Source organism: Ruegeria sp. AL12, from assembly GCF_056540885.1.
This window is the reverse complement of sequence record NZ_JBQFXN010000003.1, coordinates 252,146-277,172: the sequence shown is the minus strand read 5'-3', so window position 1 is coordinate 277,172 and position 25,027 is coordinate 252,146. Positions and strand designations below refer to the sequence as shown.

General features: G+C 57.4%; 29 protein-coding genes. 8 read left to right on the top strand and 21 right to left on the bottom strand.

Annotated elements, in window-relative coordinates; translation table 11 throughout:
• The 14 genes from ACR0C6_RS12260 to ACR0C6_RS12195 all read right to left on the bottom strand — a co-directional run bounded on the left by ACR0C6_RS12260 (position 1) and on the right by ACR0C6_RS12195 (position 12,924).
• On the bottom strand, positions 1–1,059 hold the full coding sequence (locus ACR0C6_RS12260; RefSeq protein ID WP_480619500.1) for a YeeE/YedE family protein: 1,059 nt from the start codon (positions 1,057–1,059) through the stop codon (positions 1–3).
• 58 nt (positions 1,060–1,117) lie between these two features.
• Positions 1,118–2,341: a 5-aminolevulinate synthase gene (gene hemA, locus ACR0C6_RS12255; RefSeq protein WP_480619498.1), complete on the bottom strand. Its 1,224-nt coding sequence runs from the start codon at positions 2,339–2,341 to the stop codon at positions 1,118–1,120.
• Position 2,342: 1 nt separating this feature from the next.
• Positions 2,343–2,777: a DUF302 domain-containing protein gene (locus ACR0C6_RS12250; RefSeq protein WP_171641091.1), complete on the bottom strand. Its 435-nt coding sequence runs from the start codon at positions 2,775–2,777 to the stop codon at positions 2,343–2,345.
• Positions 2,778–2,858: 81 nt separating this feature from the next.
• The gene (locus ACR0C6_RS12245) at positions 2,859–4,121 is read right to left on the bottom strand and encodes an FCSD flavin-binding domain-containing protein (protein ID WP_480619496.1); all 1,263 of its coding nucleotides are present in this window, start codon (positions 4,119–4,121) and stop codon (positions 2,859–2,861) included.
• A 24-nt stretch (positions 4,122–4,145) separates the two neighbouring features.
• The gene (locus tag ACR0C6_RS12240; protein WP_480447566.1) at positions 4,146–4,853 is read right to left on the bottom strand and encodes a c-type cytochrome; all 708 of its coding nucleotides are present in this window, start codon (positions 4,851–4,853) and stop codon (positions 4,146–4,148) included.
• 2 nt (positions 4,854–4,855) lie between these two features.
• A complete protein-coding gene (locus ACR0C6_RS12235; protein WP_480619494.1) occupies positions 4,856–6,181 on the bottom strand; it encodes a c-type cytochrome in 1,326 nt (441 codons plus the stop codon).
• Positions 6,165–7,427: a sulfite dehydrogenase gene (gene soxC / locus ACR0C6_RS12230; protein ID WP_480447564.1), complete on the bottom strand. Its 1,263-nt coding sequence runs from the start codon at positions 7,425–7,427 to the stop codon at positions 6,165–6,167. Before soxC ends, ACR0C6_RS12235 begins: the two co-directional genes overlap by 17 nt.
• A gap of 24 nt (positions 7,428–7,451) precedes the next feature.
• Complete coding sequence (soxB, locus tag ACR0C6_RS12225; protein ID WP_171229673.1) at positions 7,452–9,149, bottom strand: thiosulfohydrolase SoxB; 1,698 nt, start codon at positions 9,147–9,149, stop codon at positions 7,452–7,454.
• An 87-nt stretch (positions 9,150–9,236) separates the two neighbouring features.
• Positions 9,237–10,082, bottom strand: a complete 846-nt coding sequence (gene soxA, locus ACR0C6_RS12220) for a sulfur oxidation c-type cytochrome SoxA (RefSeq protein ID WP_152457372.1) — start codon at positions 10,080–10,082, stop codon at positions 9,237–9,239.
• Between the two features lie 70 nt (positions 10,083–10,152).
• Positions 10,153–10,482, bottom strand: a complete 330-nt coding sequence (gene soxZ / locus ACR0C6_RS12215) for a thiosulfate oxidation carrier complex protein SoxZ (protein WP_152457371.1) — start codon at positions 10,480–10,482, stop codon at positions 10,153–10,155.
• Positions 10,483–10,518: 36 nt separating this feature from the next.
• A complete protein-coding gene (soxY, locus tag ACR0C6_RS12210; RefSeq protein ID WP_152457370.1) occupies positions 10,519–10,935 on the bottom strand; it encodes a thiosulfate oxidation carrier protein SoxY in 417 nt (138 codons plus the stop codon).
• 47 nt (positions 10,936–10,982) lie between these two features.
• On the bottom strand, positions 10,983–11,459 hold the full coding sequence (soxX, locus tag ACR0C6_RS12205; RefSeq protein ID WP_480619491.1) for a sulfur oxidation c-type cytochrome SoxX: 477 nt from the start codon (positions 11,457–11,459) through the stop codon (positions 10,983–10,985).
• Positions 11,460–11,590: 131 nt separating this feature from the next.
• Positions 11,591–12,169, bottom strand: coding sequence for a thioredoxin family protein (locus ACR0C6_RS12200; RefSeq protein ID WP_480619489.1), 579 nt, complete (start codon positions 12,167–12,169; stop codon positions 11,591–11,593).
• A gap of 14 nt (positions 12,170–12,183) precedes the next feature.
• Positions 12,184–12,924 (bottom strand): cytochrome c biogenesis CcdA family protein, encoded by a 741-nt coding sequence (locus ACR0C6_RS12195; protein ID WP_171207063.1) that lies wholly within the window; start codon positions 12,922–12,924, stop codon positions 12,184–12,186.
• 80 nt (positions 12,925–13,004) lie between these two features.
• Between ACR0C6_RS12195 and ACR0C6_RS12190 the strand changes: the two genes are divergently transcribed.
• The 3 genes from ACR0C6_RS12190 (at position 13,005) to ACR0C6_RS12180 (ending at position 14,891) form a co-directional block, all read left to right on the top strand.
• The gene (locus tag ACR0C6_RS12190; protein WP_480619487.1) at positions 13,005–13,379 is read left to right on the top strand and encodes a hypothetical protein; all 375 of its coding nucleotides are present in this window, start codon (positions 13,005–13,007) and stop codon (positions 13,377–13,379) included.
• Between the two features lie 100 nt (positions 13,380–13,479).
• Complete coding sequence (locus ACR0C6_RS12185) at positions 13,480–13,788, top strand: ArsR/SmtB family transcription factor (protein ID WP_152459831.1); 309 nt, start codon at positions 13,480–13,482, stop codon at positions 13,786–13,788.
• 41 nt (positions 13,789–13,829) lie between these two features.
• Positions 13,830–14,891, top strand: a complete 1,062-nt coding sequence (locus tag ACR0C6_RS12180; protein WP_480619485.1) for a YeeE/YedE family protein — start codon at positions 13,830–13,832, stop codon at positions 14,889–14,891.
• A 579-nt stretch (positions 14,892–15,470) separates the two neighbouring features.
• Here the strand turns inward: ACR0C6_RS12180 and ACR0C6_RS12175 are convergent.
• A complete protein-coding gene (locus tag ACR0C6_RS12175) occupies positions 15,471–15,734 on the bottom strand; it encodes a DUF2312 domain-containing protein (RefSeq protein WP_152457363.1) in 264 nt (87 codons plus the stop codon).
• Positions 15,735–16,162: 428 nt separating this feature from the next.
• Between ACR0C6_RS12175 and ACR0C6_RS12170 the strand changes: the two genes are divergently transcribed.
• Complete coding sequence (locus ACR0C6_RS12170; RefSeq protein WP_152457362.1) at positions 16,163–16,381, top strand: hypothetical protein; 219 nt, start codon at positions 16,163–16,165, stop codon at positions 16,379–16,381.
• A 9-nt stretch (positions 16,382–16,390) separates the two neighbouring features.
• Here the strand turns inward: ACR0C6_RS12170 and ACR0C6_RS12165 are convergent, their stop codons facing one another.
• Positions 16,391–16,606, bottom strand: coding sequence for a hypothetical protein (locus ACR0C6_RS12165; RefSeq protein ID WP_152457361.1), 216 nt, complete (start codon positions 16,604–16,606; stop codon positions 16,391–16,393).
• A 243-nt stretch (positions 16,607–16,849) separates the two neighbouring features.
• Between ACR0C6_RS12165 and ACR0C6_RS12160 the strand changes: the two genes are divergently transcribed.
• From ACR0C6_RS12160 to ACR0C6_RS12145, 4 genes are read left to right on the top strand one after another with little or no spacing between them, the layout of a single operon-like run.
• On the top strand, positions 16,850–17,713 hold the full coding sequence (locus tag ACR0C6_RS12160) for an MBL fold metallo-hydrolase (protein WP_152457360.1): 864 nt from the start codon (positions 16,850–16,852) through the stop codon (positions 17,711–17,713).
• Positions 17,714–17,748: 35 nt separating this feature from the next.
• Complete coding sequence (locus ACR0C6_RS12155; protein WP_480619483.1) at positions 17,749–18,177, top strand: YeeE/YedE family protein; 429 nt, start codon at positions 17,749–17,751, stop codon at positions 18,175–18,177.
• Entirely contained in the window at positions 18,177–18,608 is a 432-nt protein-coding gene (locus ACR0C6_RS12150; protein ID WP_171229665.1) for a DUF6691 family protein, read from the top strand. The genes ACR0C6_RS12155 and ACR0C6_RS12150 overlap by 1 nt, the downstream gene beginning before the upstream one ends.
• Positions 18,609–18,617: 9 nt before the next feature.
• Complete coding sequence (locus ACR0C6_RS12145; RefSeq protein ID WP_480447554.1) at positions 18,618–19,049, top strand: protein tyrosine phosphatase family protein; 432 nt, start codon at positions 18,618–18,620, stop codon at positions 19,047–19,049.
• A gap of 3 nt (positions 19,050–19,052) precedes the next feature.
• On the opposite strand, the gene ACR0C6_RS12140 is transcribed toward ACR0C6_RS12145, so the two are convergent.
• The 5 genes from ACR0C6_RS12140 to ACR0C6_RS12120 all read right to left on the bottom strand — a co-directional run bounded on the left by ACR0C6_RS12140 (position 19,053) and on the right by ACR0C6_RS12120 (position 24,972).
• On the bottom strand, positions 19,053–20,159 hold the full coding sequence (locus ACR0C6_RS12140; RefSeq protein ID WP_480619481.1) for a FliM/FliN family flagellar motor switch protein: 1,107 nt from the start codon (positions 20,157–20,159) through the stop codon (positions 19,053–19,055).
• A 78-nt stretch (positions 20,160–20,237) separates the two neighbouring features.
• Positions 20,238–22,916: an ATP-binding protein gene (locus ACR0C6_RS12135; protein ID WP_480447552.1), complete on the bottom strand. Its 2,679-nt coding sequence runs from the start codon at positions 22,914–22,916 to the stop codon at positions 20,238–20,240.
• Positions 22,916–23,224: a hypothetical protein gene (locus ACR0C6_RS12130; protein WP_254705354.1), complete on the bottom strand. Its 309-nt coding sequence runs from the start codon at positions 23,222–23,224 to the stop codon at positions 22,916–22,918. Before ACR0C6_RS12130 ends, ACR0C6_RS12135 begins: the two co-directional genes overlap by 1 nt.
• On the bottom strand, positions 23,221–23,601 hold the full coding sequence (locus ACR0C6_RS12125) for a response regulator transcription factor (protein ID WP_152457354.1): 381 nt from the start codon (positions 23,599–23,601) through the stop codon (positions 23,221–23,223). Before ACR0C6_RS12125 ends, ACR0C6_RS12130 begins: the two co-directional genes overlap by 4 nt.
• 78 nt (positions 23,602–23,679) lie before the next feature.
• Entirely contained in the window at positions 23,680–24,972 is a 1,293-nt protein-coding gene (locus tag ACR0C6_RS12120; RefSeq protein WP_152457353.1) for a helix-turn-helix domain-containing protein, read from the bottom strand.
• Between the last annotated feature and the right edge of the window lie 55 nt (positions 24,973–25,027).

The following is a 25,027-nucleotide window of genomic DNA, read 5'->3' as shown; positions in this document are numbered from 1 at the left end:
TCAGGAATGCTGCAATACCGGCAGCCGCATCAAAAACCTGTGCGTGCCTATCGCCCCAACCCACATGAAGAAAACGGCAAGCCAGGCTGTCCATGACAGGGCGGACCCGCCTGAAAGTCCGGCGCCCACGGCGCAACCTCCGGCCAGCATCGCCCCGAACCCCATGAGGACAGCTCCGACGAGGTACCGTTCCATCGGAGTGTCCGAGCCAAAGCGTTCGATCCTCCACTCGCCGGAAATGATGGCAGATCCTGCTGCGCCAATGGCTACGCCCGGCACAAGACCGATACCGAAAGACAGCACCACATTGCGCTCTGCAACCAACGCCATCAGCGTGTCTGTGGCCGGGCCGGTAAACGTCACCGAAGACACGGGGACGACCTCAAAGGATGCCTGCGCGATGGAAAACGTCATGAACCAGCCAAGCGCCACTGCCCCGCCAACTCCGGCGGCTGTCACGATCTTTGCAGGCGCGACTTTCCTGTGAAGGGCAAACACGATCGACAGGACAAATCCAATTGCTGCAACGGCCGAATAGACCGATGGGGGGAACCCCATTATTTCTGCAAGATCGCGCTCTGCGCCTCCTGAGATGGTCCACAGACCGGAAATCGCTTCACGGGCCGGGCTGAGAACGCCTGTGTAGGCGGCCTGAGCCACCAAGGTCAAAATCAACCCTGTCACAAGTGCACGCAGATTGCCGCACGACGCTAAGACCAGCAGGCGAGAAGCACATCCGCGCGCAAGAACCATGCCGATGCCGAACATCGCCCCACCAATAACCGCACCGCTAAGGCTGCCGGTTGACGCGATCGCGCGTGCCTCGGAAAGGTCCAGCAATTCAAGCGAGACAAGCGCCTGTACCAGCGTCAGTGCCGCGGTAAAGGCGATCAGCCAAACCGCCAAGCGAGGGCCAAACTTACCTTCGGCGACTTCCACCGTCGATGCGCGCAAACAAAAATGCGACTTCTGAGCCGTCACACCGAACAAGATACCGACCAGCACTCCGGCAAACGCCAGGGTGCCCGGGTCTCCCAGCAAATCGATGAGCCTCTCCATGGACAGAAACTCTCACTTCGTTGCGTATGTGTCTTTGTCTTTGGTCAATTCGTCAGCGTTATTGCGCAGCCATTGGCCTGCGCGCCAATTGGCATTGCGTCCACAACTCGCCCAACGCAGATACCAGCCGGTCCACGTCTTCACAGGTGTGCACCGGCGACGGCGTAATCCGCAGACGTTCCGTTCCTTTGGGAACAGTTGGATAGTTGATAGGTTGGATGTAAATCCCATAGTCACGCATCAGCACATCCGAAATGAATCGACACTTGACCGGATCGCCGACCATCACCGGAATGATATGGCTTGGGTTCGGTGTATGGGGAATACCCAGATCGTCCAGCCTGTCCCGGACTTCGCGCACGCGCTTTTTGTGCTGTTGCCGCTCTGCATTGCTTTGCTTCAGGTGCTTCACCGAAGCCGCAGCACCTGCCGCCACGGCCGGAGGCAAAGCAGTGGTGAAAATAAATCCACTGGCAAAGGATCGGACAAAGTCGACAAGCTCTTTCGACGCCGCGATGTACCCACCGACCACGCCGAACGCCTTGCCCAAAGTCCCTTCGATCACGGTCAGGCGGTCCATCAGACCCTCGCGCTCGGCGATGCCACCGCCGCGCGGACCGTACAGCCCGACCGCGTGAACCTCATCCAGATAGGTCATCGCGCCATATTGGTCCGCCAGATCACAGATCTCGGCAATCGGTGCAATATCGCCATCCATGGAATAGACGCTTTCAAACGCGATCAGCTTGGGCGCATTTGCAGGCAGGTCCGCAAGATGTCTTTCAAGGTCCTCAAGATCGTTGTGCTTCCAGATCCGCTTTTGACAACGGCTGTGACGAATCCCCTCGATCATCGAGGCATGGTTCAATTCGTCGGACAGAACCGTGATGCCAGGAATGCGGGACGCCAAGGTTCCCAAGGCGGCCCAATTGGATACGTAACCAGACGTGAACAGCAATGCCGCGTGCTTGCCGTGAAGGTCCGCAAGCTCCTGCTCCAACAGCACATGTTCGTGCGTGGTTCCCGAGATATTCCGCGTTCCCCCTGCCCCGGCACCACTTTTGTCAATCGCCCCGTGCATGGCTGCGAGGACTTTTGGGTGCTGGCCCATTCCAAGATAGTCGTTCGAGCACCAGACAGTGACTTTTTCGGGACCATTCCCCGTGTAACTGCGCGCCTTTGGAAACGCGCCGCACTGACGTTCGAGGTCCGCGAAAACCCGGTAGTTTCCTTCGTCTTTCAGTAGACCAAGTTGATCACGAAAATACTGCTGGTAGTTCATTTCAATCCCCAACAGCCTCTTCAACGATTCCGGACAACAGGGTCTGGACTTTTTGCATTGGGCCGTCCGGATAGCTTCGGTATCCTACCTTCACCCCGTCATCGTCCTCGGTCACGAATATCCCGTATGGGCAATAGCCGATATTCATCGGATCTGCTTCCATCACCTCACGCGAAATCTTTGCCGAGCAAAAAATAAAGATGTCCGCCGCCGCGAATATCTGTTTGTCGCTGCCGACATCAGCGCCCGTTCGGTTCAACATTTCGCCAACGTGGCTCACATAGTCGATGACCAACCCCTGCCCGACAATGGCGGATTCGACCGCGAAGGTGGCATCATCAAAACTTCCGTTAAAGGGGGTCGTGATGATATCCTCGGCAAGCCCTTGACTGGCAGAGACTGCAAAAAACGCGGCCGTGATGATTAAGTGCTTCATGATCTTGATCCTCCTCCTGAGCCGCAGTTTCTCAGATTGAGCTTCGGGGGCTTTGACCCGTGTCAAAACCCCCGAGAACTTCTATCCAAACATGTCCGAGGTGATACCGGCATACCAACCCAGCGACTCTTCATACGTTGCTTTTCTCAGATCGGCATCTTCGCCGGTCTGGCTGATGAAGCCGTCCACCTTGGCGATTTTTTCCGGCGTCGCCTCGTAGGTTGCGCCAACCTTCACGCCATCATCCGTGTCGATCAGCGACCAGCAGGTGTTGGAGAACTTGGCCGGGAACACCTTGGATCCGGTCAACGCACCCCGCACGGCATTCGCGCACACTTTCGCCTGACTGTTGGCCGAGAAACCCGATTTCGGCATGTCACCCTGCTGGCTGGCATCGCCCAGGACATAGATGTCCGGATCCGCCTTGGAGGACATGTCCGCGGCGTTCACCGGCGCCCAGTTGCCTTCGGTCACTCCGGCCATTTCGGCAATGCGTCCGGCTTTCATCGCCGGGATCACGTTGCAGACGTCGACTTTGGTCTCTTCTCCGTCGATGGTCACCGTCATCGCGTCCGGGTTTACCGAGACATTTCCACCACCAAAATCTTCACCGATCCAGTCGACCATGCCTTCGTAATGGTTTGCCCAGCCTTCCTGGAACAATGCCATCTTCGAAAACTTCGGCTTCGGATCCGCCACGATGATTTTCGCCGTGGGATTGTTTGCTTTCAGAACATGCGCAACCATCGAGACCCGCTCATAGGGTCCGGGCGGGCAGCGGTACGGGTTTGGTGGTGCAACCATCGCAAAAGTACCGCCTTCGGGCATCGCCATGATCTGAGCTTTCAGAAGCTCTGTCTGCGAGCCGGCCTTGTACGCATGCGGCATCTTGTTCTGCGCCGAGACGTCCCAGCCTTCAACAGCCCCGTCGACAAAATCGATACCCGGGCTGAGGATCAGTTTGTCATACGGGACCGAGCCACCCCCGGCCAAGGATACAGTCTTGGCATCGCGGTCCACGCCGATGGCCCAATCGTGGACCACGTTTATCCCATAGTCGGCAGCAAGCGTTCCATAGCTGTGGGCGATATCCGAGAGTTCCTGGAACCCTCCAAGATACAGGTTCGAGAAAAAGCAGGTGTAGTAGGTCCGGGACGGCTCGATCAGCGTCACGTCGATATCACCTTTGCTGTCCTTCGCAATATAGCGGGCAGCCGTGGCGCCGCCTGCACCGCCGCCGACAACAACGACCCGGGGCCTGCCCTGAGCCAGAACCATCGGTGCAGATAACCCGGCTGCCGCCACCCCGGCGGCTCCTAGAAATGTACGTCTATTGAGTGTCATCGCGTTTCCTCCCCTTAGGCACAATCACTCTGGGTTATTGAAATATGCGGCCAACGCCGCGATCTCGTCATTGCTCAGCCTTCCGGCGATCATTTGCATAACCGGGTGTGGCCGTTTTTTGTCCTTGTATGCGTGCATGGCGACGACAAAATCCTCGTCGGGCCAATACACGATCGACGGGATACCCTCGTCACTTCCTTCGATCTGATGGCACGTCGTGCATTCGCTGCTGAGATATGCGCCGTATTCGGGGTCTCCCTGAATCGCCAGGATCGCTGGATCGACGGAATGGTCCGTGCCTTTCGCGGTTGGGTCCGCTTCGGGAATATCCCGAGGGTTGTCTGAAAACCCCCGCAAATAGGCAATCACATTGGCCCGGTCTTCCGGGTCTTTCAGACCGCGAAAGCTCATCCTTGTGCCCGAGGCGAATGCACGAGGATTTTCGATATAGGCTGACAGAGTGTCAGCGTGCCATTCCAAACCCGAATTTCCCGCGCGCATAAGGCTTTTGGAATAATTGAAATCATCGAGACCTGCGGCCTTGCGCCCAAAGACACCATTCAGATGCGGACCGATTTTGTTTTCAGCGCCTTCGCCAACCTGATGGCAGCCTTTGCATTTGGCGAACACTGTTTTCCCGGCCTCGGCATCACCAAGGTCTTCGGTTGCGTAGGTCGATGTGGCGAAAGCCGCCACAACCGCCGCGCACGCCAGTATTTCCGACCACCGCATGATCAGCTTCCGAACGATTTGAGGTAGACAATCACGGCCTCAACGTCGTCTGGCTTCCTGAGCCCCGCAAAAGACATTCGCGTGCCCTTGATGTAATCCTTGGGTTTCGTCAGGAAGGCCGCCATTTCCTCATCCGTCCAGACTAGGCCGGCCTCGGCTGCGGCTTTCATCGCCTTGGAGTATTTGAACCCCTCGACCGATCCTGCATTGGCCCCGACAATCCCGTTCAACGCCGGCCCGGTGCCGTGCTTTGCACCTTCACCCACCTGATGGCAGGCTTTGCACTTCTTGAAGACTTTCGCTCCGGCGGCAACCAGTTCCGTTGCTTCGTCGGTCTCTTCGGCCTCTTGAACGGCTGGCTCCGCAGCGGCTTCTTCCTCGGGCTTGGGTGCCGCTGCCGGAATGAACGACGGGCCGTCCGCAGTGAATGTCGGCAACCCCTCAACGGTGGCATCATTCATCACCGAGTTCGACCCACCTTCGGGCGGCGTCTCGACCAGAAAAACGGAACGCATCGTGACAGCAGCCTCTGCCTTGCAGTTTTCCATGCAAGGCTCTTTGCGCCATTCGGCGTACTCGGTCTCGGGTCGTGTATCGACGACAAAACCGTCCTTATTGTACATCTCGAATTCGACGAAGTTTTCGTTGCTCAGTTCGAAATCGTCATCCACCAAATCATTGGAATACAGGATGTAGGCAACAATCGCATAGGTCTCATCCGCGGTCAAAGTGCCCGCCTCGCCAAATGGCATGGATCGGGAAATGTAATCCCAGGCAGTAGACAAATGCGGCCAGTAGGACCCGACGGTCTTCACGGGATCTTCGTTTGCAAGCGTATCGAACCCACCGGCAAGAACGGGCCAGTTGTCCACACCTTCGGCAAACTCTCCGTGACATGAGGCGCAGCGGTCGGCAAACACTTCTTCCCCGGTCCAAACGTCGCCCGATCCGACAGGCAAGCCCCGCCCGTCCGGCAAAACGTCAACGTCCCAGGCCGCGATCTCTTCCTCCAGCGCAGGCCGTCCAAGCCCATAGGTGCCCTCGCGGCTGGGCGCAGGTGCGGTCAGGTTCTCGCCATTCGCGACCCGTTCCGCCGCGGCGGCCTGAATTTCCTGGACTTCGAGCTCAAGCTGGGCTGCTCGTTCGGCTTCTGCCTTCGCTTTTTCCTGTGCGGCTGCTGCGTGGGCCTCGACCTGGCCAATCCGGGTTTCCAAAGTTTCGATCTTCGATTGGCCGAAGTTTCGGTTGGCGAACACCAACGCCCCCGCAAGCACCAACGCTGTGCCGCCGAATACGGGCAGGAAAACATGACTAAGAGACTTCGACATTCTCGGCGATCCCCTCTGCGCTTACGTACCACGTCTGGATACAGTTGTTGTGATAGACCGAGTTTTCGCCGCGCTTTTCGCGCAGCTGGTCTTTGGTTGGCTGCACATAGCCGGTCTCATCCATTGCTCGGGCCTGTAGGAGCATGGGTGCCCCGTCCCAATTCGTGTCGAGATAGAAACGTGTCAAAGCCTTGGTGTCGCCCTGCTTGCCAAGGCGTGCCGTTTCCCACGTGATGCCGCCGTCCTTGGATACATCGACACGGGTAATCTGTCCGTGACCTGACCATGCAAGCCCTGAAATCACCAGCGGCCCGGGCCCATGTTTGATCGGCATTTGCGGGCTGGGCGAGGTTATGACGGATTTCGCATCCATCACCCAAGTCCATTTCTGGGCCGTGCCATCGGCATAGACATCGGTGTATTTCGACGTTTCTTCGCGGCTTTCGACCGCCCTGTCGACGACCTCGATCCGGCGCAGCCATTTGACCCACATGTTGCCTTCCCAGCCTGGCACGACCAGGCGCACAGGATAGCCATGTTCCATCCGCAGGGCCTCGCCATTTGCCTTGAAGGCCACCAACACATCATCCAGCGCTTTTTCCATCGGAATGGAGCGGCCATTGGACGACGCGTCCGCGCCCTCGACATAGACCCATTTGTCGGGCGAGATATCGGCGCCGGCCTCTTGCAACAGCGTGCGCAGCGGAACACCGGTGTATTCCATGTTGTGGATCATACCATGGGTGAATTGCACACCGTTGAGCTGCGCGCCCGCCCACTCCATCCCGGTATTCGCCGCGCATTCGCAGAAATACACGTGGTTTTCGCGCGGGAAACGTTCGATGTCGTCATACGTAAAGACAAGCGGGCGATCGACCAGCCCGTTGATCATCAGCCGATAGTCTTCCTTGCGCAGCTCGATTGCGCCCGAGTGGTGCCGTTCAAAGGCGCAGCCCTGGGGTGTGATGGTACCATCAAGCGCGTGGATCGGCGTGAAGTTGATCGACGAAATCGGAGAGGCGGTCAGCCATTCCACATTGCGGCGCACGACATGGGATTCATAGCTGATCGGCATGCCATAGGGTGTCTCGTCAACGCCTGCACCCGTGTACGATGCCCAATCCTGAAGCTCTGTTATCAGGGGGTCGGGCTTTTCTGCCACTGCCGCACCTGCAACTGATCCCGCGGCGACCGCGGCACTGCCTTTCAGGAAAGCCCGGCGGGACGGTTTGAACGCGTCATCCATATCTCTAAGGTCTCCATCTGTTTCTTAGGCGCCGACGACATCGACGCTGGTGTTCTCTTGCACCGTTACGGTTCCAAGGTTGCGAATGTGGTTTTCGACGACATCCCAGATCGGCGGACCCTCGGTGCCTTCGTTGACGCTGGCCCAGCCGGCCACGACATAGGTTTTCGACGGATCAATCGCCTCACCCGTCTTCAGCAGGGTCATCTCGCTGATCCGCTGCCCTTGCGGCTTGGTTACGTCGATGCGGTAGCCCAGCCCACCGACACGGACCATGTCGCCGCCCTGCTGGTAGTAAGGATCAGGGTTGAACAGGTTGTCGCCAACATCCTCGAGGATCACATGGATGAACTCACCCGTCATTTCCGTGCGATAGGCATTCGGATATGACATCGAGGTGACATTCCAGATATCCTCACGCGTGATCTCCTGCCCCGGCAGGATCGACGGCCCCCAACGAACACCGGGGGACATGGCAATGTCTGCCTCACGTTCTTTGAGCAGGGCGTCACAGATCAGGTCATCCCAGGTTCCGTTGAAATTGCCGCGACGATAGAGCAGCGAGTCCGTTCTGCCGATCACTTCGCTGAGCGTCGCCTCATAGGGCGCGCGCTGCTCATCTATCAGGGCGGTGATCGCAGGATCCGGAGCGATAACATCAGAGAAGATCGGGATCAGCTTGTGCTTCAACCCCATCAACTGCCCATCCCGCACATCCAGATCCACGCGGCTGACGAATTTGCCGTTCGAGCCTGACGCGATGATATGCGTCTTGCCCACCAGAACCGGCTCGGGCAGCGCATCATGGGTGTGGCCACTGAGGATCACGTCGATCCCCTGCACCCGACCGGCCATTTTCTTGTCCACGTCAAAGCCGTTATGGCTGAGGACGACGACGACATCGGCACCGGCATCGCGAACCTCGTCGATCATTGCCTGCATGTTCTCATCCCGAATGCCGAAAGAGTATTCAGGGAACATCCAACCCGGGTTCGCAATTGGCATGTAAGGGAACGCCTGCCCGATCACGGCAACCTTTGCTCCGCCCCGGTCAAAGAACTTGTAGGGCTTGAACAATTCCGCGGGTTCATCCCATTCGGCATCAAAAATGTTCTGACCCAAAGCGGCAAAGGGCAGCCCTTCGACGATTTCGTTAACTCTGTCGCTGCCCAGCGTGAACTCCCAATGAAAGGTCATTGCATCAGGTTTCAGCGCGTTCATGACATTGACCATGTCCTGACCAGCCGTCTGGTAACAGGTGTAAGACCCGTGCCAGGTATCACCGCCATCCAAAAGCAGGGCATCGGGCCGGTCCGCACGGATGGCATTGATCACCGTCGAGACCCGGTCCAAACCACCGACCCGACCGTAGGTCTTTGCCAGGGCCGCAAAGTCGTCGTATGTCAGCGCATAGGCGGACGGGCTGCCATCCTCGATCCCGTAGGCCTTGCGGAATGCGGCCCCCGTGACGTGCGGCATCTGCCCTTTCGCCTCGCCGATACCCAGGTTTATCTCGGGTTCACGGAAGTAAATCGGTTTGAGTTGCGCGTGGATGTCAGTGACATGGATCAGGCTGATATTGCCAAAGGTCTCAAACTCCAGCAGCTGATCCTGCGTCAGACTTTGCTGCGCGGAAAGCCTGGCCCAATTACCAAACCCGGACGCTCCGTACAGAGCCGATGCCGCCATTGAAACCTGCAAGAAGTCACGTCGAGAAATCATCTTTCGGCTTTCCTGTTACACATATAAATGTGTGAATGTTGCATTCTTGAAAAACCCGCGCCAGACATCGCCCGCGCGGGTCGTTCGTTATTGGCGCACGGCCGGGGTTTCGACTGAAAGCCCGTTGCCACGCGAGGCAACATAAAGCTCCAGCGCACGGAATTCGTCTGAACCTTCGGCAAAGGTTTCCGCCCGCGTATCACGAATACAACCGCGGAAACGATTGTGTCGCGAAATCAGCTTGGCCTGTTTCAAGCGATACGTCGGGAACCCATTGATCATTCCTTGGCTCAGGTGATCTGCCCGGATCATGTTGCCCCAATTGTCTTCATGACAGTTGGCACAGCTCAGCTCAAGCTGGCCATAGCGCGTATAGTACATTTCCTTGCCCTGTTCCCAATACGGGGCGGCATCACCGTCGATGGCAACGTTCATGGGCATCCCGCGTGACTGTAGTCCGATCAAAGCGACCATGCCCTGCATATCGCCGCCGGACCATTTCCAGGCATCGGCCTCCATGTGCTCGGTCCGGCACGCGTTGATCAGATCTTCCATGACCACCAGCTTGCCGGTTTCGGCATCAACCTTCGGCATGGAAGCCTGCAATCCCTTGAAGCTTTCCACCCCGTCGTGGCACGAGGCACAGCTTTTGCCGGCAGCCCCATCGACCGTCTCAAAAAGGTCGGCAGCCTTGTCGACGAAGATCATCGCCGGATTGTCGAAATCATCAATCTGAAGGGCCTGGGTTTCATCCGTACGGAAATGCCAACCGGAATAGATCGTGTCCAGGTTTTCCAAATGCGCCGGCGCTTCGGTGACCGAGGTCATGTCCAGCTCGTCATTGATCACAAGATTGTCTTCGTCAGGTCCGGCCATTGCTGCCACTGGGAAAACCAGAACTGCTGCGATCGCCGTTAATGCCTTTGTATTCATTACGTTCCTCCCTTGGTGGACCAGCGCCAAACGTCATGCCCGGCGCTGATCTGCCTTAGTGGTCGAGCCGTCAGGCGATCTCGATCGATTTCTTCTCGTCGTATACAGAGCCGTCGTCATCGTACCAGGTAAACACGAACTCACCTGCCTCGGGCACGGTTGCCTCAAACTGGAAATACGGGTTGGTTGAGATTGCCGGCTCCATCGTCACATCGATCACCATTTCGCCGTTAAACTCACAGGTGAAACGGTTGATGATCGACCGAGGTATGACGTTGCCTTCTTTGTCCTTGCGCTGTCCGCTTTCCATCTTGTGGCTGATCAATGTCTTGATCGTGACGGTTTCGCCAGCTGCGGCTTTCTTGGGAACCTTGACGCGGGGTTTCACACCGGATGCCATTGGTTAGTCTCCTGTTCTTCGAGGCGCGCGTGGCTATCAGCCGCCGCAGCCGCCGATTGTCACTTTTACGGTCGCGGATGCCTTGGCAAAGCTGCCATCTGCCATCTTCGCCACGGCAATGACATCCTGCGTTCCGGCAAGGCGGATACGGGTTGAAGCGGCCTGTTCAGCGGCCAGTGGGCCAAAGTTGAACGTTGCGACGCCCGGTTCGGGGTTGCCTGCTGCAACGATCAGAATCGATGCTGCACCTGGGGCGCTTACTTCGATCGGTACGGTGTTTCCGTTTTCGGCGATTTCAGGTGCCGTCAGTGTAACACCGCCGTCGGCCACATCCGCCCCACCGGTAAACGCGGCAATCGCATCCTCAGCGGCCGCATTTGCACGAAACGGCATCATTGTCAGGAACGCGGCGCCCAGCCCAAGGGCCAGAGTTTCGCGGCGAGAGAGTTCCATTTTCAATCTCCTTTGAGTCTTCGAAAAATCACGCTGGACAAGCGCGACTATTCCTCTTTCAGGGTTGCAAGAAACGCGACCACGTCTTCGATTTCCTGCGCTGTCAGGATCGACGTCAGAGGCTCGGTCGGGGCTTTGCCGGTATAGGCGTCGCCCGGGCGGATATAGCCGTCATCCTTGTAGAATGCCGGCATCACCGTGCCTTCGAACGTCATTTTCGCGTTTGCAACCAATCCGCGAAGCTCGGCCTCGGACCAACGATCACCGGCACCATCCAGCGCCGGGCCAACCTCGCCATGGAACGGAATATCGGCCAAAGCCGAGACCGCATGGCACGCCACGCAATTGCCTTTTGACTTGTCGCCAACGATCAGCGCGCCTTTTGCCGCGTCACCGGCCGCGCCGGTCAACGAGACCTCAACGGCACCATATTCACCATAGGTTACGTTTTTCGGGTCGGTATCCGCGGCAAACGCGGCACCCCCTGTCATTGCGCAGACCAATGTTAAGAGTCTCAGCTTCATGATCCCTCCCATTTGCTAACACGCCGACGGCGCTTTGCGACCCAAAGCATTTGTGTACCGTAGTCGACGAGGGCGGTCTGTCGCAACATTAAATTCATTACAATGAATTTTTTTATTTATACCCCCCGACCTCAGTCTTGCGAAACATTGTTTCGCTCCTGAATGCGCCGTGCGTGGTAGCGCTGAAAATCTTCACCATTTTCAAGTTCGTACCGCTTTTCGAAGACCCAGGTGAACAGATCCAAAGTTGTTCCTTTCGAAAACGCCCCCGGCATGACTGCAACCGCTGCATCGATGGCGGTGGCGTCCTCGGGAACCTCTTCCGGCAGAAATACAAGGGTCGGCGTAAACAGAATCCCCCATTTGCGCATCAGCGCTCTTTGCTCGCTCTCTTCCCCGTCAAAGTCGGTGGCCGTGGTGCTTCCGTGCAGATCCAGTTGGACGACAAAGAAGTTCTCTTCGATGTACGCCGCCAGGTCGGGCTGGGGGAAAACCTCTTCGTGCATTTTCTTGCAATAGATGCAGCCCTGTTGCTCGATAAACAAAACCAGGCGTTTGCCTTCATCTGACGCCTCTTCAAGATCCTCGCGAAGGTCTTTGAACGTGTCGCGCATCCATAGTGTTTTGTGCAACCCGTCGTCGCCAAGCTCGGCGGCTGAAACCGCCACGCCCACTAAGCACGCCATCAAAACTGACAATGTTCGCTTCATGTTTTCCTCCCGTATTATCCGATGGCCGCAAGCCAGGGCATATGGTCCAGCATCCATTGAGCCACGCGATTGATCGAGTTGGTTGCGATCAGAGCGCCGAACAGAATCAACAGACAGCCCATGGCCTTCTCGATCAGAGGCAAATGCTTTCTGAACCGCGCCATCCACTGCATGAAGGGGCGCACCAAAAAGGCCGCCAGAACAAAGGGGGCGGTCATTCCCACCCCGTAAACGAATAGAAGCATCGCACCGCGCCAAGCCGTCTCGGTTCCGGCCGCCGTAAACAGGATTGCAGCAAGCACGGGCCCGACACAGGGCGTCCAGCCAAAAGCAAATGCCAGTCCCAGAACATACGCACCAATCAGGCTCGGGTTTGATGTTTCACCGACATCTGCCCGAAACTGGCGATACAGGAATCCGATGCGAATCAGCCCCAGGAAATGCAAGCCCATCGCCATGATGATGGCCGCGGCAATCCAACGAAGAATATCGAAGTATTCGCGGATCATTTGACCGAATATCGAAGCCGTGGCCCCAAGGGCCATAAATATCGTTATGATCCCTGCTGCAAAAGCGATTGCAGAAAGCGTTGCCCTGCGGCGAACGTTGCCGGAAATGACTGAACTGGCAGAAATCTGCTCCATCCCGACACCCGCCAGGTAACTGAGGTAAAACGGGACAATCGGCAGGATGCACGGGGACAGAAATGACAACAGCCCTGCGACCAAAGCCCCTGCAAATGTGATGTCGAGCATGGTCAAACCCGTCCTGGCACGCTATCATTCATACATTCAAAGTAATAAAGATATGACGCTGCGGTCAATCGGAGCTTGAGATGCGCCACTTTTTCCTGCTTGTGCTTGCGGTTACGTTGCTTGTTTCGCCCCTGGCTTTACGGGCCGAAATGGCGCTTCTGATGGCCGAAGAAGAAGGGTGCATGTGGTGTGCCCGATGGGATTCCGAAATCTCGGGGATCTACCCGAAAACACAAGAAGGAGTTGCCGCCCCGCTTCGGCGTGTCGACATCCATGAAACCCTGCCGGATGGAATCACCCTAAAACGACCTCTCTACTACACTCCGACCTTTGTTTTGCTGGACAACGGCCACGAAGTCGGCCGGATCGAAGGCTACCCCGGCGAAGACTTTTTCTGGGGGTTGTTGGGCGTGATGCTGCGTGACGCAGGGGTACAGGTTGAGACCTCTGGCTAATCGGCGGCAAATTACATAAACTGTTTTGAATGCGTGAAGCTGAGAAAGCGAGGCGATCCTTTTGGACAAACCATCGAAACTGCCGGTGTTCACAAAGGACATGTGTGCAGAAGATCTGGACCGAATGATGGAGAATGCCCAGACGGCATCAAACTTCCTGAAGGCCATCAGCCACGAGGGGCGTCTGATGATCTTGTGCTATCTTTCATCGGGTGAAAAGTCCGTCACCCAAATGGAAGAGATGCTGTCGGCGAGACAGGCCGCCGTATCCCAACAATTATCCCGACTGCGCTTTGAAGGCTTGGTCAAAACACGGCGCGAGGGTAAGACAATTTATTACAGATTGGCTGATGATCGTTCGACGCAAATTCTGGAAGTCGTTTACGATCTTTTCTGCCGGGAGACGTAGAAGCCGGTCAAGACGCCGCCAGCTTTGGGAGGAGACTGGCAATGTTCGAAGCATTGGGAGACGCAAATGCCGTTGCTCTGATCGGTTTGATTGGGGGCATCGCATTGGGGTTGGCTGCACGCATCGGTCGCTTTTGCACGTTGGGCGCCATCGAAGACTACCTTTACGCGGATGATGACCGGCGACTTCGCATGTGGGCGGTTGCGATTGGCGTTGCGATTGTTGGATGCCATGCCGCCATGGCGGTCGGGTGGCTTGACCCTGTAGGAACACGCTACCTTGCCCAGACCTGGAGCCCGATCGGTTCGATCGTGGGCGGCCTCATGTTCGGTTATGGAATGGCCATCAGCGGGAACTGCGGCTATGGGGCGCTGGCAAGGTTGGGAGGCGGCGACCTTCGATCTTTCGTCATCGTCCTGATCATGGGCCTTTCGGCGTATGTCGTAATGTCCGGCCCCCTGGCATATCTGCGGGTTTGGTTGTTTCCAGTAGAAATGGATATCAGCGCGCCCCAAAGCGTCAGCTTTCTAGCTGAACGGTTGACCTCTGTTCCGGCGTGGCTCGTTGGTTTTGCCGTCGGTGTCGTATTGGTGGTCTTCGCTTTGGCGAACCAGCAGTTCCGCCGCACGCCAGCGCAGGTGTTCTGGGGATCTATGGTTGGACTGGCGATCGTTTCGGGCTGGCTTGGCACGAATTGGGTAGCAACCCACGGCTTTGACGGTGAGCCGGTGCAAACCCATACCTTCGCGGCACCCTTGGGTGACACGATATTCTACTTGATGACAGCGTCCGGAAACACTTTGTCTTTTGCCGTCGGATCAGTCTCGGGTGTTCTGATCGGCGCGTTTTTGGGGTCCTGGTCAAAGGGTCATTTTCGCTGGGAAGCCTGCGAAGATCCGCGCGAATTGAAACGGCAGATGTTGGGCGCGGCGATCATGGGCCCCGGAGCGATCATCGCAGTCGGTTGCAGCGTCGGACAAGGCATATCTGCCTTCTCACTTCTGGCATACAGCGCGCCTGTGACATTCGCCGCGATCTTTGCAGGCGCGGCGCTTGGACTGAGACAACTCGTGTCCGGACTGTCCTTCATTACCGAGCGCTGAGTTCTTAACACCACCATGCCTTATGCCAAAAAGGTGTCGATCGCGCTGACCAGCCCCACTTGAGTGGTCAGGCTTTGTTGGTTGGTGCATGACCGGCTTTTTGGTTGATCAAAAGGATGGTTTGCGGCGCTCGCACCCGCAATGCCGCAGGGTCGGTCGGGATTTCGCCACAGCCCAATCGCATGTGTCACTCCGCAAAAGGCGGAACAGGAATCTTCAACGATCTTCAATGCCAAAAGAACCCAGCCTTTGAGCCGCAAGCCTTCCGGCAATCACGAGGCAGGTCTTGCCTCGGATAAACTATCAAAAAAGGCAGCAAGGTCTTCAGCAACCGCAGCTTCGGCTTTCTGACACATTGAATATCTGCCTGTGTAAAACAGATCTGGTCGTCAGCAAGGACCCTGCAAACCCACAAGGCAACTGAGGCAAAAGTTATCACCGGACAGCCAGCCAAGTCTGCGATTTTTGAAATCTCTGCCCTGTCTGGCTGTACATGTTGCAGTCTTGGCCAGTGACACGCTGTTCGGGCTGATGCTTTCGTCAGCCTGAATGAATTAGCGCTTTTGCCAAGAACCGGCCTTAGTTCATGCCCAAGGCTTCTTTGTACATCTCGATGACAGCCTCTTGCTCGGCAATATCATCCTTATCTCTTTTTCTGAGAGAAATGATGCTGCGAAGAGCCTTCACGTCGTAGCCGCGCGATTTACTCTCTGCGTACACTTCCTTTATTTGATCCGCGATGTCTTTCTTTTCCAATTCCAGGCGCTCGATACGCTCAACAAATTGGCGCAACTCCCCAGAGGTGACCTTGTAACTTGCTTCTGCTTCTTCCGACATGCTCATCCAATTCTTCCCAATTCTGGATCATCACCGCTGAGAGAATACAGTTCATACCACCTGTATTCGCCTCAAGCTTTGGTTGCTACCCACAAAACAGTTTTCGAGAGGCAGAAGCAACGACGTGCCCGGGCCTCGGCCATGGCTTTTTTCCGTTGTTCCACCAGGTTGTATTCACCGCATCCAGCCCCTCAAACCGTTCGATGAACTGGCACGGCTCATCGGCAGTCACGCGACAGTTGGCGGCAGTCTGATCTTTGGTGATGCCTTCCATACGCGTCCGTCCCAAGAGCTGAAATCTGATGCAGGAAGCCGGATACAATGCCGCCGCCCGGGTCGCAAGCGCCCAATCCCACCCAATCCCCGAGCACACTTGTACGGCGTGATCCGTTCCGGTAAGCGCGGGGGTAGTTCACGAAGAGATGTAGGGCACCATGTTCGAATTCATCACTTGGGGCGGCGCAGCCCTTTCTATGACCGGCCTCGCCGGCCTGATCTGGTGTATTCTTCGCGTGATGAAAGCGCGCAAGGCGGGTCTGTCAGACGACGAATTGCGCGCGACCGTTCAGGGCGTTTTGCCCTGGAACCTGGCGTCTTTGTTCCTGTCCGTCCTTGGATTGATGCTGGTCATCCTCGGGATATCCTTTGGATGACCACTTGTTTCAAATCGGCAGGTTATCGAACTGCGCTTCCATAGCGTCTTCGCACAGGGCTGCATCCAGACGCCGCAGGCGGGACGGCACCTGCATCCCCTGCTGTCGCATACGGTCGACAACCTTGCTCACACTCGGCTGAAGCGCCAAACGCGTATCAAGGCACGCATTTCTGAGCTCTTGTTCAAGCCGTTCTGCTTCGGAATAAAGACTTGTCGATGTCATAATACCCTCCCAAGTGTCGCCAGTATCCCAGATATAGGTAACGGGAATAAGACCCGCTGATATTAACCTGAAATTGTGCGGGATATTGCCCAACACATTCGCGTTTTCGGCAATCCGGCGCGGATGGGCTAAAGTTTAAGCTGATTTAATCGTGAATGCCTTGACGCGCATCAAACACAGGTTCGATGTTGCATCACATTCCATTTTACATATATGATAATGACAACCGATACGGAGGAAATCATGACACCCGCAGTGAAAGCGTTTTTTGACGATCAAACCTTCACGGTGTCCTACGTTGTTCATGAACCGCAAGGGCGTGCCTGCGCCATCATCGACAGTGTTCTGGATTTCGATCATGCTTCGGGGCGCACAGAGACAAAATCGGCTGACGCAATCATCGACTTTGTGCGCGCGCACGATCTAAAGGTCGAATGGATTCTGGAAAGCCACGTTCACGCCGATCACCTGTCTGCGGCCCCCTACTTGCAACAGGAACTGGGTGGCAAAATCGGAATTGGCGCTCAGATCGTCACAGTGCAGGACACGTTCGGCAAAGTCTTCAATGAAGGAACCGAGTTCCAGCGCGATGGTAGCCAGTTCGACGCCTTGTTCTCGGAGGGGGACAGTTTTCACATTGGGCAGATGCGCGGCGATGTACTTCATACCCCGGGCCATACCCCGGCCTGCCTGACCTATGTGATAGGCGACGCCGCCTTTGTAGGCGACACGCTGTTCATGCCGGATTTCGGCACGGCGCGCTGCGATTTTCCCGGAGGCTCCTCTGCCACATTGTTTGAATCGATCCAGAAAATCCTGTCGCTGCCGGACGAAACGCGCATCTTTGTCGGGCACGACTACAAAGCGCCGGGCCGAGATGAATACGCCTGGGAGACGACGGTAGGTGAACAGAAAGCGCTGAACGTCCATATCGGACAAGGACGCAGCATCGAAGAATTCGTGGAAATGCGTGACGCAAGGGACGCCACCCTTGCCATGCCGCGCCTGATCCTGCCCTCTTTGCAGGTCAATATGCGGGCGGGGCAAATGCCGCCCGCCGATGAGCAAGGCGATGTATTCCTGAAGCTGCCGGTGAACAAAATCTGACGCAAGTCAAGTCACTCTAAAAAGGATTATCCCACATGAACATCGAGTGGATCTGGGGGCTGTGCGGTGGCCTGCTGATTGGCCTGGGCGCAGCCGTGTACCTGCTTGGAAATGGTAGGGTCATGGGGGCAAGTGGTATTTTGGGTGGCCTTGTCGACGGTGAGGCCCGCGATACCAAAGCCGAACGCCTGGCCTTCATCGCCGGGTTGATCGGTATGCCGCTTCTGCTGCGGCCACTGATCGCCCCCGAGGCCCAAACGCATCTCACCAGCAATCTGGGCCTTGTTGTTGTGGCCGGGCTTCTGGTCGGTGTGGGAACGCGTATCGCCAATGGCTGCACGTCGGGTCACGGGGTGTGTGGCATCTCGCGATTTTCTCTGCGCGGCATCCTGGCCACCGTATTCTATATCCTTGCCGGCGGAATGACCCTCGTCCTGCTGCGCCATGTTTGGGGGTTGATCTGATGCGTCTTTTGATTGCTTTGCTCGCAGGATCCCTGTTCGGTGCCGGATTGTTGGTTTCGGGCATGACGGACACGACCAAGGTTCAGGGCTGGCTGGATGTTTTCGGAAACTGGGACCCGACCCTGGCCTTTGTGATGGGCGGCGCCATCCTGCCGATGCTTGTGGCCTGGAGGCTGACCACTGGGCGCAAGGCCTTGACCGGATGCGATTTTCCACCTCCTCCGAGGTCCGAGGTTGATCGCAGGCTCATCATTGGTTCCGTCCTGTTCGGAATGGGCTGGGGCTTGGCCGGGCTTTGCCCGGGACCGGCGATGGCCTCGCTGACATATGGTGGTTTGGGTGGTCTGGTCTTCCTGATCGCGATGGTTGCAGGCATGTTCATCGCGCCAACGCTGGGAGCGCAACTGGACAGAGCCGCAAACGCGGCCTAAGGATTTGGCATGGAGATTCGACCGATCACGCCCCGCTATGCTGTCTCACCGCAGATCACGGTAGAAGACGTCCCGGCAATTGCCGAGGCAGGCTTCGTCAAGGTGATCTGCAACCGGCCCGATGTTGAGGTTCCCGCGATCATGCAATCCGACGCGATCGGTGAAGCCGTCCGTGCGGCAGGCATGGAATACGAGGTGTTGGAACTGACTCACCAGACCATGACGCCCGAGATTGCAAAGCAGCAGCGTGACCTGGCAGAAAGCTGCGATGGCCCGGTTCTGGCTTATTGCGCCTCGGGCACTCGGTGTTCGGTGGTCTGGGCCCTTGGTCAATGCGACCGAATGAGCACGGACGACATTCTGGCCGCCACGACAAATGCCGGGTATCAACTGGAAAACCTGCGCCCTGCCCTGGAACACTTCCGCAGCCAGGCAGACTAGACCCTATTCCTCCGTGCCGGGATTCGTGTCGGCCGCGTCAAGGCCAGCCAATTGCGAAATCTCTGCGACCATGCGTTCGGAATCGTTCAGTGACAGATCGTTGTCCGTGAGGTCCAAACCCGCGTCCTCTATTTCCGGAGGCATGACATCCACCGCGCCGGAAACCGGTTCGACCAGGCCATCGTGCGGCTGCATTCTCCCTCGGCTTTCGATGAACTCCTGCGCGTCGTCCCGCGACAAGGCGGGCAGGGTCGAATGTTCGTTCAACCGAACGGCGCGCAACCCACCACATTGACCGAGGCGGCCAATGCCCGTTGGCTTTCGGTCGATGGTCAAAATCTCAGTTCTGTCCAGGCGCGCCCCGCGCAATGGCAAGACACATCCAGGTTGAATCTCTGACAGATCGGACAGTGGCAGCGACATCCGGCACAAGACGGCGTTCAGTTCCGCCCGAACAACACCCGATGCCTGCTCAAGCCGGGGTCCGGCCGGGTCCGTGACCTCCTCTGCCTTTTCCGGCGTGGCAGGATGCTCTGGAAGAAAGATCGAGATCTGTCCCTGCTGCGCCCCGCCGGCCAGATCAACCGTCAGATCGAAGACGCGGTATTCATCTTCAGTCATGGCCAACGACAAGCCGCGCGAATCTTTCGTACGTGCCGCGAACTCGTATCCCGTCAGGCAGACCTGCTCGGCCGCGGCGTCTATTGAGCCGGCGGTCAAGGTCAGAGCGGTTTCGATAAATGGCGCCACCATCGCGGCGTCCGTATCCGTAAAGGCCCTTGGATCGGGATCACCGGGCAGTACTTCACCGATGGTCTGGGTTTGCACAATGGCGGACACCACATGCGGGCTCAGGCAAATCCCTGCGCGCCCCTCGGGCCCGTCAAACACCAGCATAAGCCAATCCTGAGCGACTGATTCCACCATGTCATCCTGCGTGCGGCTGACCTGTTTTGCCCCGATGACAGCCAAGGGAAGGTTCAATCGATCACTTGCCGCCCGCGCAAACCCCAAGCGCAGCGCCCGCAGAACCGAACGCGGGCGATCGCCCAGATCTTTTCGTCCAACAGACAGTTTGCGCGCCAAAGCAGCGCTGACGGTTTGTGACATGGCGCCCGATCACCAGTTGTTTCAATAACTGGCTATTGGTTTACCCTGCCGAGCGTTACGAAGTTCTTTATGGCCGTGTCATTGCGCGGCCTGCTGGAAAGCCAAAGGCAAGCTGACCCGGAACGCCGCGCCGCCCTGCCCGGGCAAATAGGTGATCTCACCGCCCAACCGTTGCATGATCTCACGGCAAATGGCCAAGCCCAGACCCGCGCCCCCTGCCTTGTCGACCCCGACACGGGCAAATTTCTCGAACACCATCGAACGCGCGCCGGGTGGAATGCCGCTGCCGTTGTCGATGAAATCGATGATGACCCTGCCGCCGACGTCGTGAGCTGAAATGACCAAAACCGGTTCTTCCGCGTCACAGTATTTCTGAGCGTTCGAGATCAGATTGATGAACACCTGCCCCAACCGGTCCAGATCCGTATGCAGGGACATTCGCTCGGCCGTAAGAGTTCGGCGAACCGTGATTTTCCGCTCGGCCCCGGCCAGCGCGCTGGATACCGCACGGTCCAGAACCGAACGCAGACTGTCATCGCTGAGGTTCAGATTGACCTGCCCGTTTTCCAGCACGCTCAGATCCAGCAGATCGTCGAGAAGCCGAGTCAGGCGCAAAGCCTCATCGTGAATGATTGCGGCATAACGGGTCTGTTCCTCGCGGCTCAGACCCTCTGTATCCCGCATGATTTCGGAAAACGCCCGGATCGAGGTCATCGGCGTGCGCAACTCGTGACTGACCTGGCTGAGAAAACTGTCTTTTTGTTCGGAAATCTGCGTAAGCTTGGTGTTTGCTTCGCGCAATTGGCGCGCCGTACGGGACAATTCCGACGACTTCTCTTCCAACTTCCCCGAATACTCCAGAAGCTGGGCCGATTCATCCGCCACCGCCAGCAGATCTTCTACGGAAACTGAAGACCCACCGACGATTTGCGCAATCATCGCATGCGCCGTGGCAGTGCCAACCGACCCGCTCAACTCTCGTTCCAGCCGGTTCAGGAAACCCGGGGTCGGTTCTGGCATATGTGACCGGCCGCCCTGTTTTTCAGCCTCTGCTTGAAAAAACTCCTGCGCCGGGGCGGCGCCCAGAATACGCTGTGTCATGATCATCAGGTCTTCGCTTTGCGCCACCGAGCCGGACCAGCCACCGGGTGAAACCGAGTGATCGAAAACATTGACGAACTGTGCCCCCTGCAAACGCTCCAGAGGGCTGGGAAAGCTCAAAAGGGACGCTATGCAAAAGGCAATGGTGTTCAGGGACAGGGACCACATCACGGTATGGACCATCGGATCGATCCCTTCGATCCCGAACAGGGCATGAGGACGCAACCAGGCAAGGCCGAACAGCCCATTCTGCATGACGGCTTCCGGCATCCACGGCGCGCCCATACCTGGCAACAACAGCGTATATATCCAAAGTGCGAAACCTACGCTCAACCCGACCAGCGCCCCTGTCCGGGTTGCACCGCGCCAGAACAATCCCCCGACCAAAGCAGGCAGAATCTGCGAGATTCCGGCAAAGGCAATCAATCCGATCGAGGCCAGCGCCGCCCCCCCACCGGACAACCGATAATAAAAGTAACCCAACGCCATGATCACGGCGATGGACACGCGGCGCGCAACCAGAACGATGCTGCGCACATCGCCCGAGACCGAGCCCGTACCCTCATGCGTGTTCAACCAAATGGGCATGACCACATGGTTCGAAACCATCGTCGACAAGGCCATTGCGCTGACGATGACCATCGACGTTGCGGACGAAAACCCGCCGATAAAGGACAGCATGGCCAACCAGTCATTGCCCTGCGACAGCGGCACCGTCAGCACGAACAGGTCGGGATTGGCCCCCTCTGGCAACAGATCCAGACCAACGACGGCAATTGGCACGACAAAAAGGCTCATCAAAAGCAGATAGAGCGGAAACGCCCAGGCGGCGGTTCGCAGATGGCTTTCGTCATCATTTTCGACCACCATAACCTGAAACATGCGCGGCAGGCAGATAAAGGCCGCGGCGGACAGGAATATGAAAGTCGTCCAGCGCCCGGCGTCGACGTTCCACTGTCCGATTTCCGAGGCATCTATCCTCTCCATCATCGGGCCAATGCCACCGGCAATGCCCCACACCACGAAAACGCCCACGGCGATAAGAGCAAACAGTTTGACAACGGCCTCCACGGCGATGGCGGTGACCACACCGTGGTGACGCTCGTTCACGTCCAGATTGCGCGTGCCGAATAGAATTGCGAACACGGCAAGCCCCGCTGCCATCCAGAATACGCTGGACCCTTCGCGATACAGACCCGATGGATCGGCTTCGGCGAAAATCGAAAAGGACAGGGTGATCGATTGCAACTGGAGCGCGATGTAGGGTGTCCCGCCAAGCACGGCAAGAACGGTCACACACACGGCAAGCGTGTTCGACTTGCCATAGCGCGATGACAACAGGTCCGCGATCGAGGTCACCCGCTGACTGCGCCCGACCCTCACCAGTTTGCGCAGTCCCCACCACCAACTGACCATCACCAGGGTTGGGCCAAGGTAAATCGTTACAAACTCCAACCCGGACCGCGCGGCATTGCCCACCGCACCATAGAACGTCCACGCCGTGCAATAGATCGACAGCGACAAGGTATAGATCAGGGGCGAGCGCAGCCACTTGCCCCGCCCTGCCGCAGCCATCCGGTCAGCAGCGAAAGCCACGGCGAACAAGAAGATGACATAGCCAAGGCATACCAGGATCAGCGTGTTAATGGTTGCCATCACTCAGCGTCCGCGTCTTGATCCTCGCGCACGCCCAAACGGCGCGCGGCAATTCCAAAAACCAGCCCTACCAGGATCAGAGCACCCCAGCAGATAAAGATGTAATACATTGCCGAAGACAAGGGGACAGCCTCGCCCTTGCCGGGCTGATCGGGCCACAACAACGGAAGCGCCAGCAGCGCCGCCCCCAAGAACGGCAGCAGCCGCGCCGCATCCGCCAGCCTACGTCGGCGATAGCTTTGACGTTCGAGAAAAAGCGAGGGGCGTGCGCCCTGTGGTGCGCCCTTTTTGCCCTCGCCAGACATCATATTCGCGTCGCCTGCGCGTGAAGATCGCGCACAGCCGTCAGAACTTCGGCATTGGAAAACGGTTTGGTCATGAAACGGCTGACACCAGCGTTTTCCGCCATTTCCCTGTCGCGCGATTGACCGCGCGCCGTCAGCATCAAAACCGGCAAACCTGCCAGCTCTTCCATCTCTCGGATGTCCCGCAGGATATCCATGCCGCTCTTGCCCGGCAGCATGACGTCCAGAATTACCAGATCGGGCTGTGCCCTCTGAATCACCTGAACCGCATCCGTGCCATCGCCATGCGTGTCTACCTGCCATCCCTCGCGGGTCAGCAGAAACCGGATTGCCTCGGCAATGTTCGGCTCGTCCTCGATCAACAGAACCTTACGGCTCATATTTTCAGTTCCTCCCCAAGACCGTTCCTCCATCCTCAGATCGGTCCCCGCCAGATTAAGCCTTCTGTCGGGAAAGTGTCAAAAGCCTTCGCTCAAAATCGACGGTTCGCGGCGGGCCTTGCAAGCATTGCTGGGACAGACGCGGCAGTTCGGCCCGACTTGCGTGACCGGAGCGTCACCTGCCGCCTCGTTGCCCGAACGGACCAGCATAACCGAGCGATAAACGGGATCCTGATCATACCCCAATACCGCATAAGGCCAAGCATAGGCGAAGCATTCGAATTCAGCCGGGGTCCGCCCCATCTGGACAACCTGCTTGCGCACCGGAACAAGTGGGCGGCTCAAAGCCGTGAACAACGGCCACAGCGGGCAAACCTCACCATGCCGCGCCAAAGCAAAGCCCGGAATCGGCTTGATGAACAATATGCTGCCGGATGCATCGCACAGCACCATGCCAACCGGCTGCGGCAACACGTCATCGGGTATGAACGCCAATCGACGCAGAACGGTGGCGACGTCCACGGAAAAGCGATAAGCCAACGCGATGGGATCCGTGTCGCCTTTTTGCAGGCTCGATCGAAGCGCATCCAGCGGCAAAGCGATTGCATCATCGCGATACATCTTCAAAACTTCACGCGCCACAGTTCGGGCCGCCGACGTGTTGAGACTGCTCAGATCAACGGCATCCACGTCCTCGCCCTGTTCCAATTCCGGAAAACTGTACCTGCGGGTTTCGAAGAACGCTTCGACCTCTTCAAGCGGAACACCGCGCGGATCAATTGACGAGTCGCTTTCGTCCAGAAAGGTTACAAGTGCCTTTGAACTCCCGGCCAGCCGCTCTGCATCCTGGTGCAGGTTTTTGTGAAACCGTTCCCGCCACTCTGCTTCGATGTCCTCTGTGTCTGCAAGAATTGCCGCTGTTGACCGAATCGCCGCCGCCGTCGACAGCACTTCGTGCATAGATGCCGCAAGATGCGGGTCATGAGTCAGCCGGTCCGACAAGATCTCGACATTCCGCTCAAGCGAAACAACCCGGCGGTGCATCTGCGCAAGAACTCCGGCCCAACCGGGAAAGCGCCCGGCAAATTCCTCCAGCCCGTCCACTTCGGCCTGCTGCCCGACGGCGTCATCCGCCGCTTCCCGCAGGGCCGACACAAGGGTTGCCTCGATCCCCTGTGTCAGGACAGAGGGTTCGACGGAAAGCGCAGACGCAATATCCACCAGCAATTTGCCACCGATCCGTCGGCGGTTATGTTCGATCAGATTCAAGTAAGACGCGGATATCCCGGCGAGGCGGGCAAGTTCTGCCTGCCGAAGCCCTGCAATCTGCCGTCTTTCCCGAATACGGCTTCCCGTCAACATATCACGCATGATCGTATTCTCCTGACCAGGATTCAGCCTCTTTTTTCAGAACATATCATGTGTT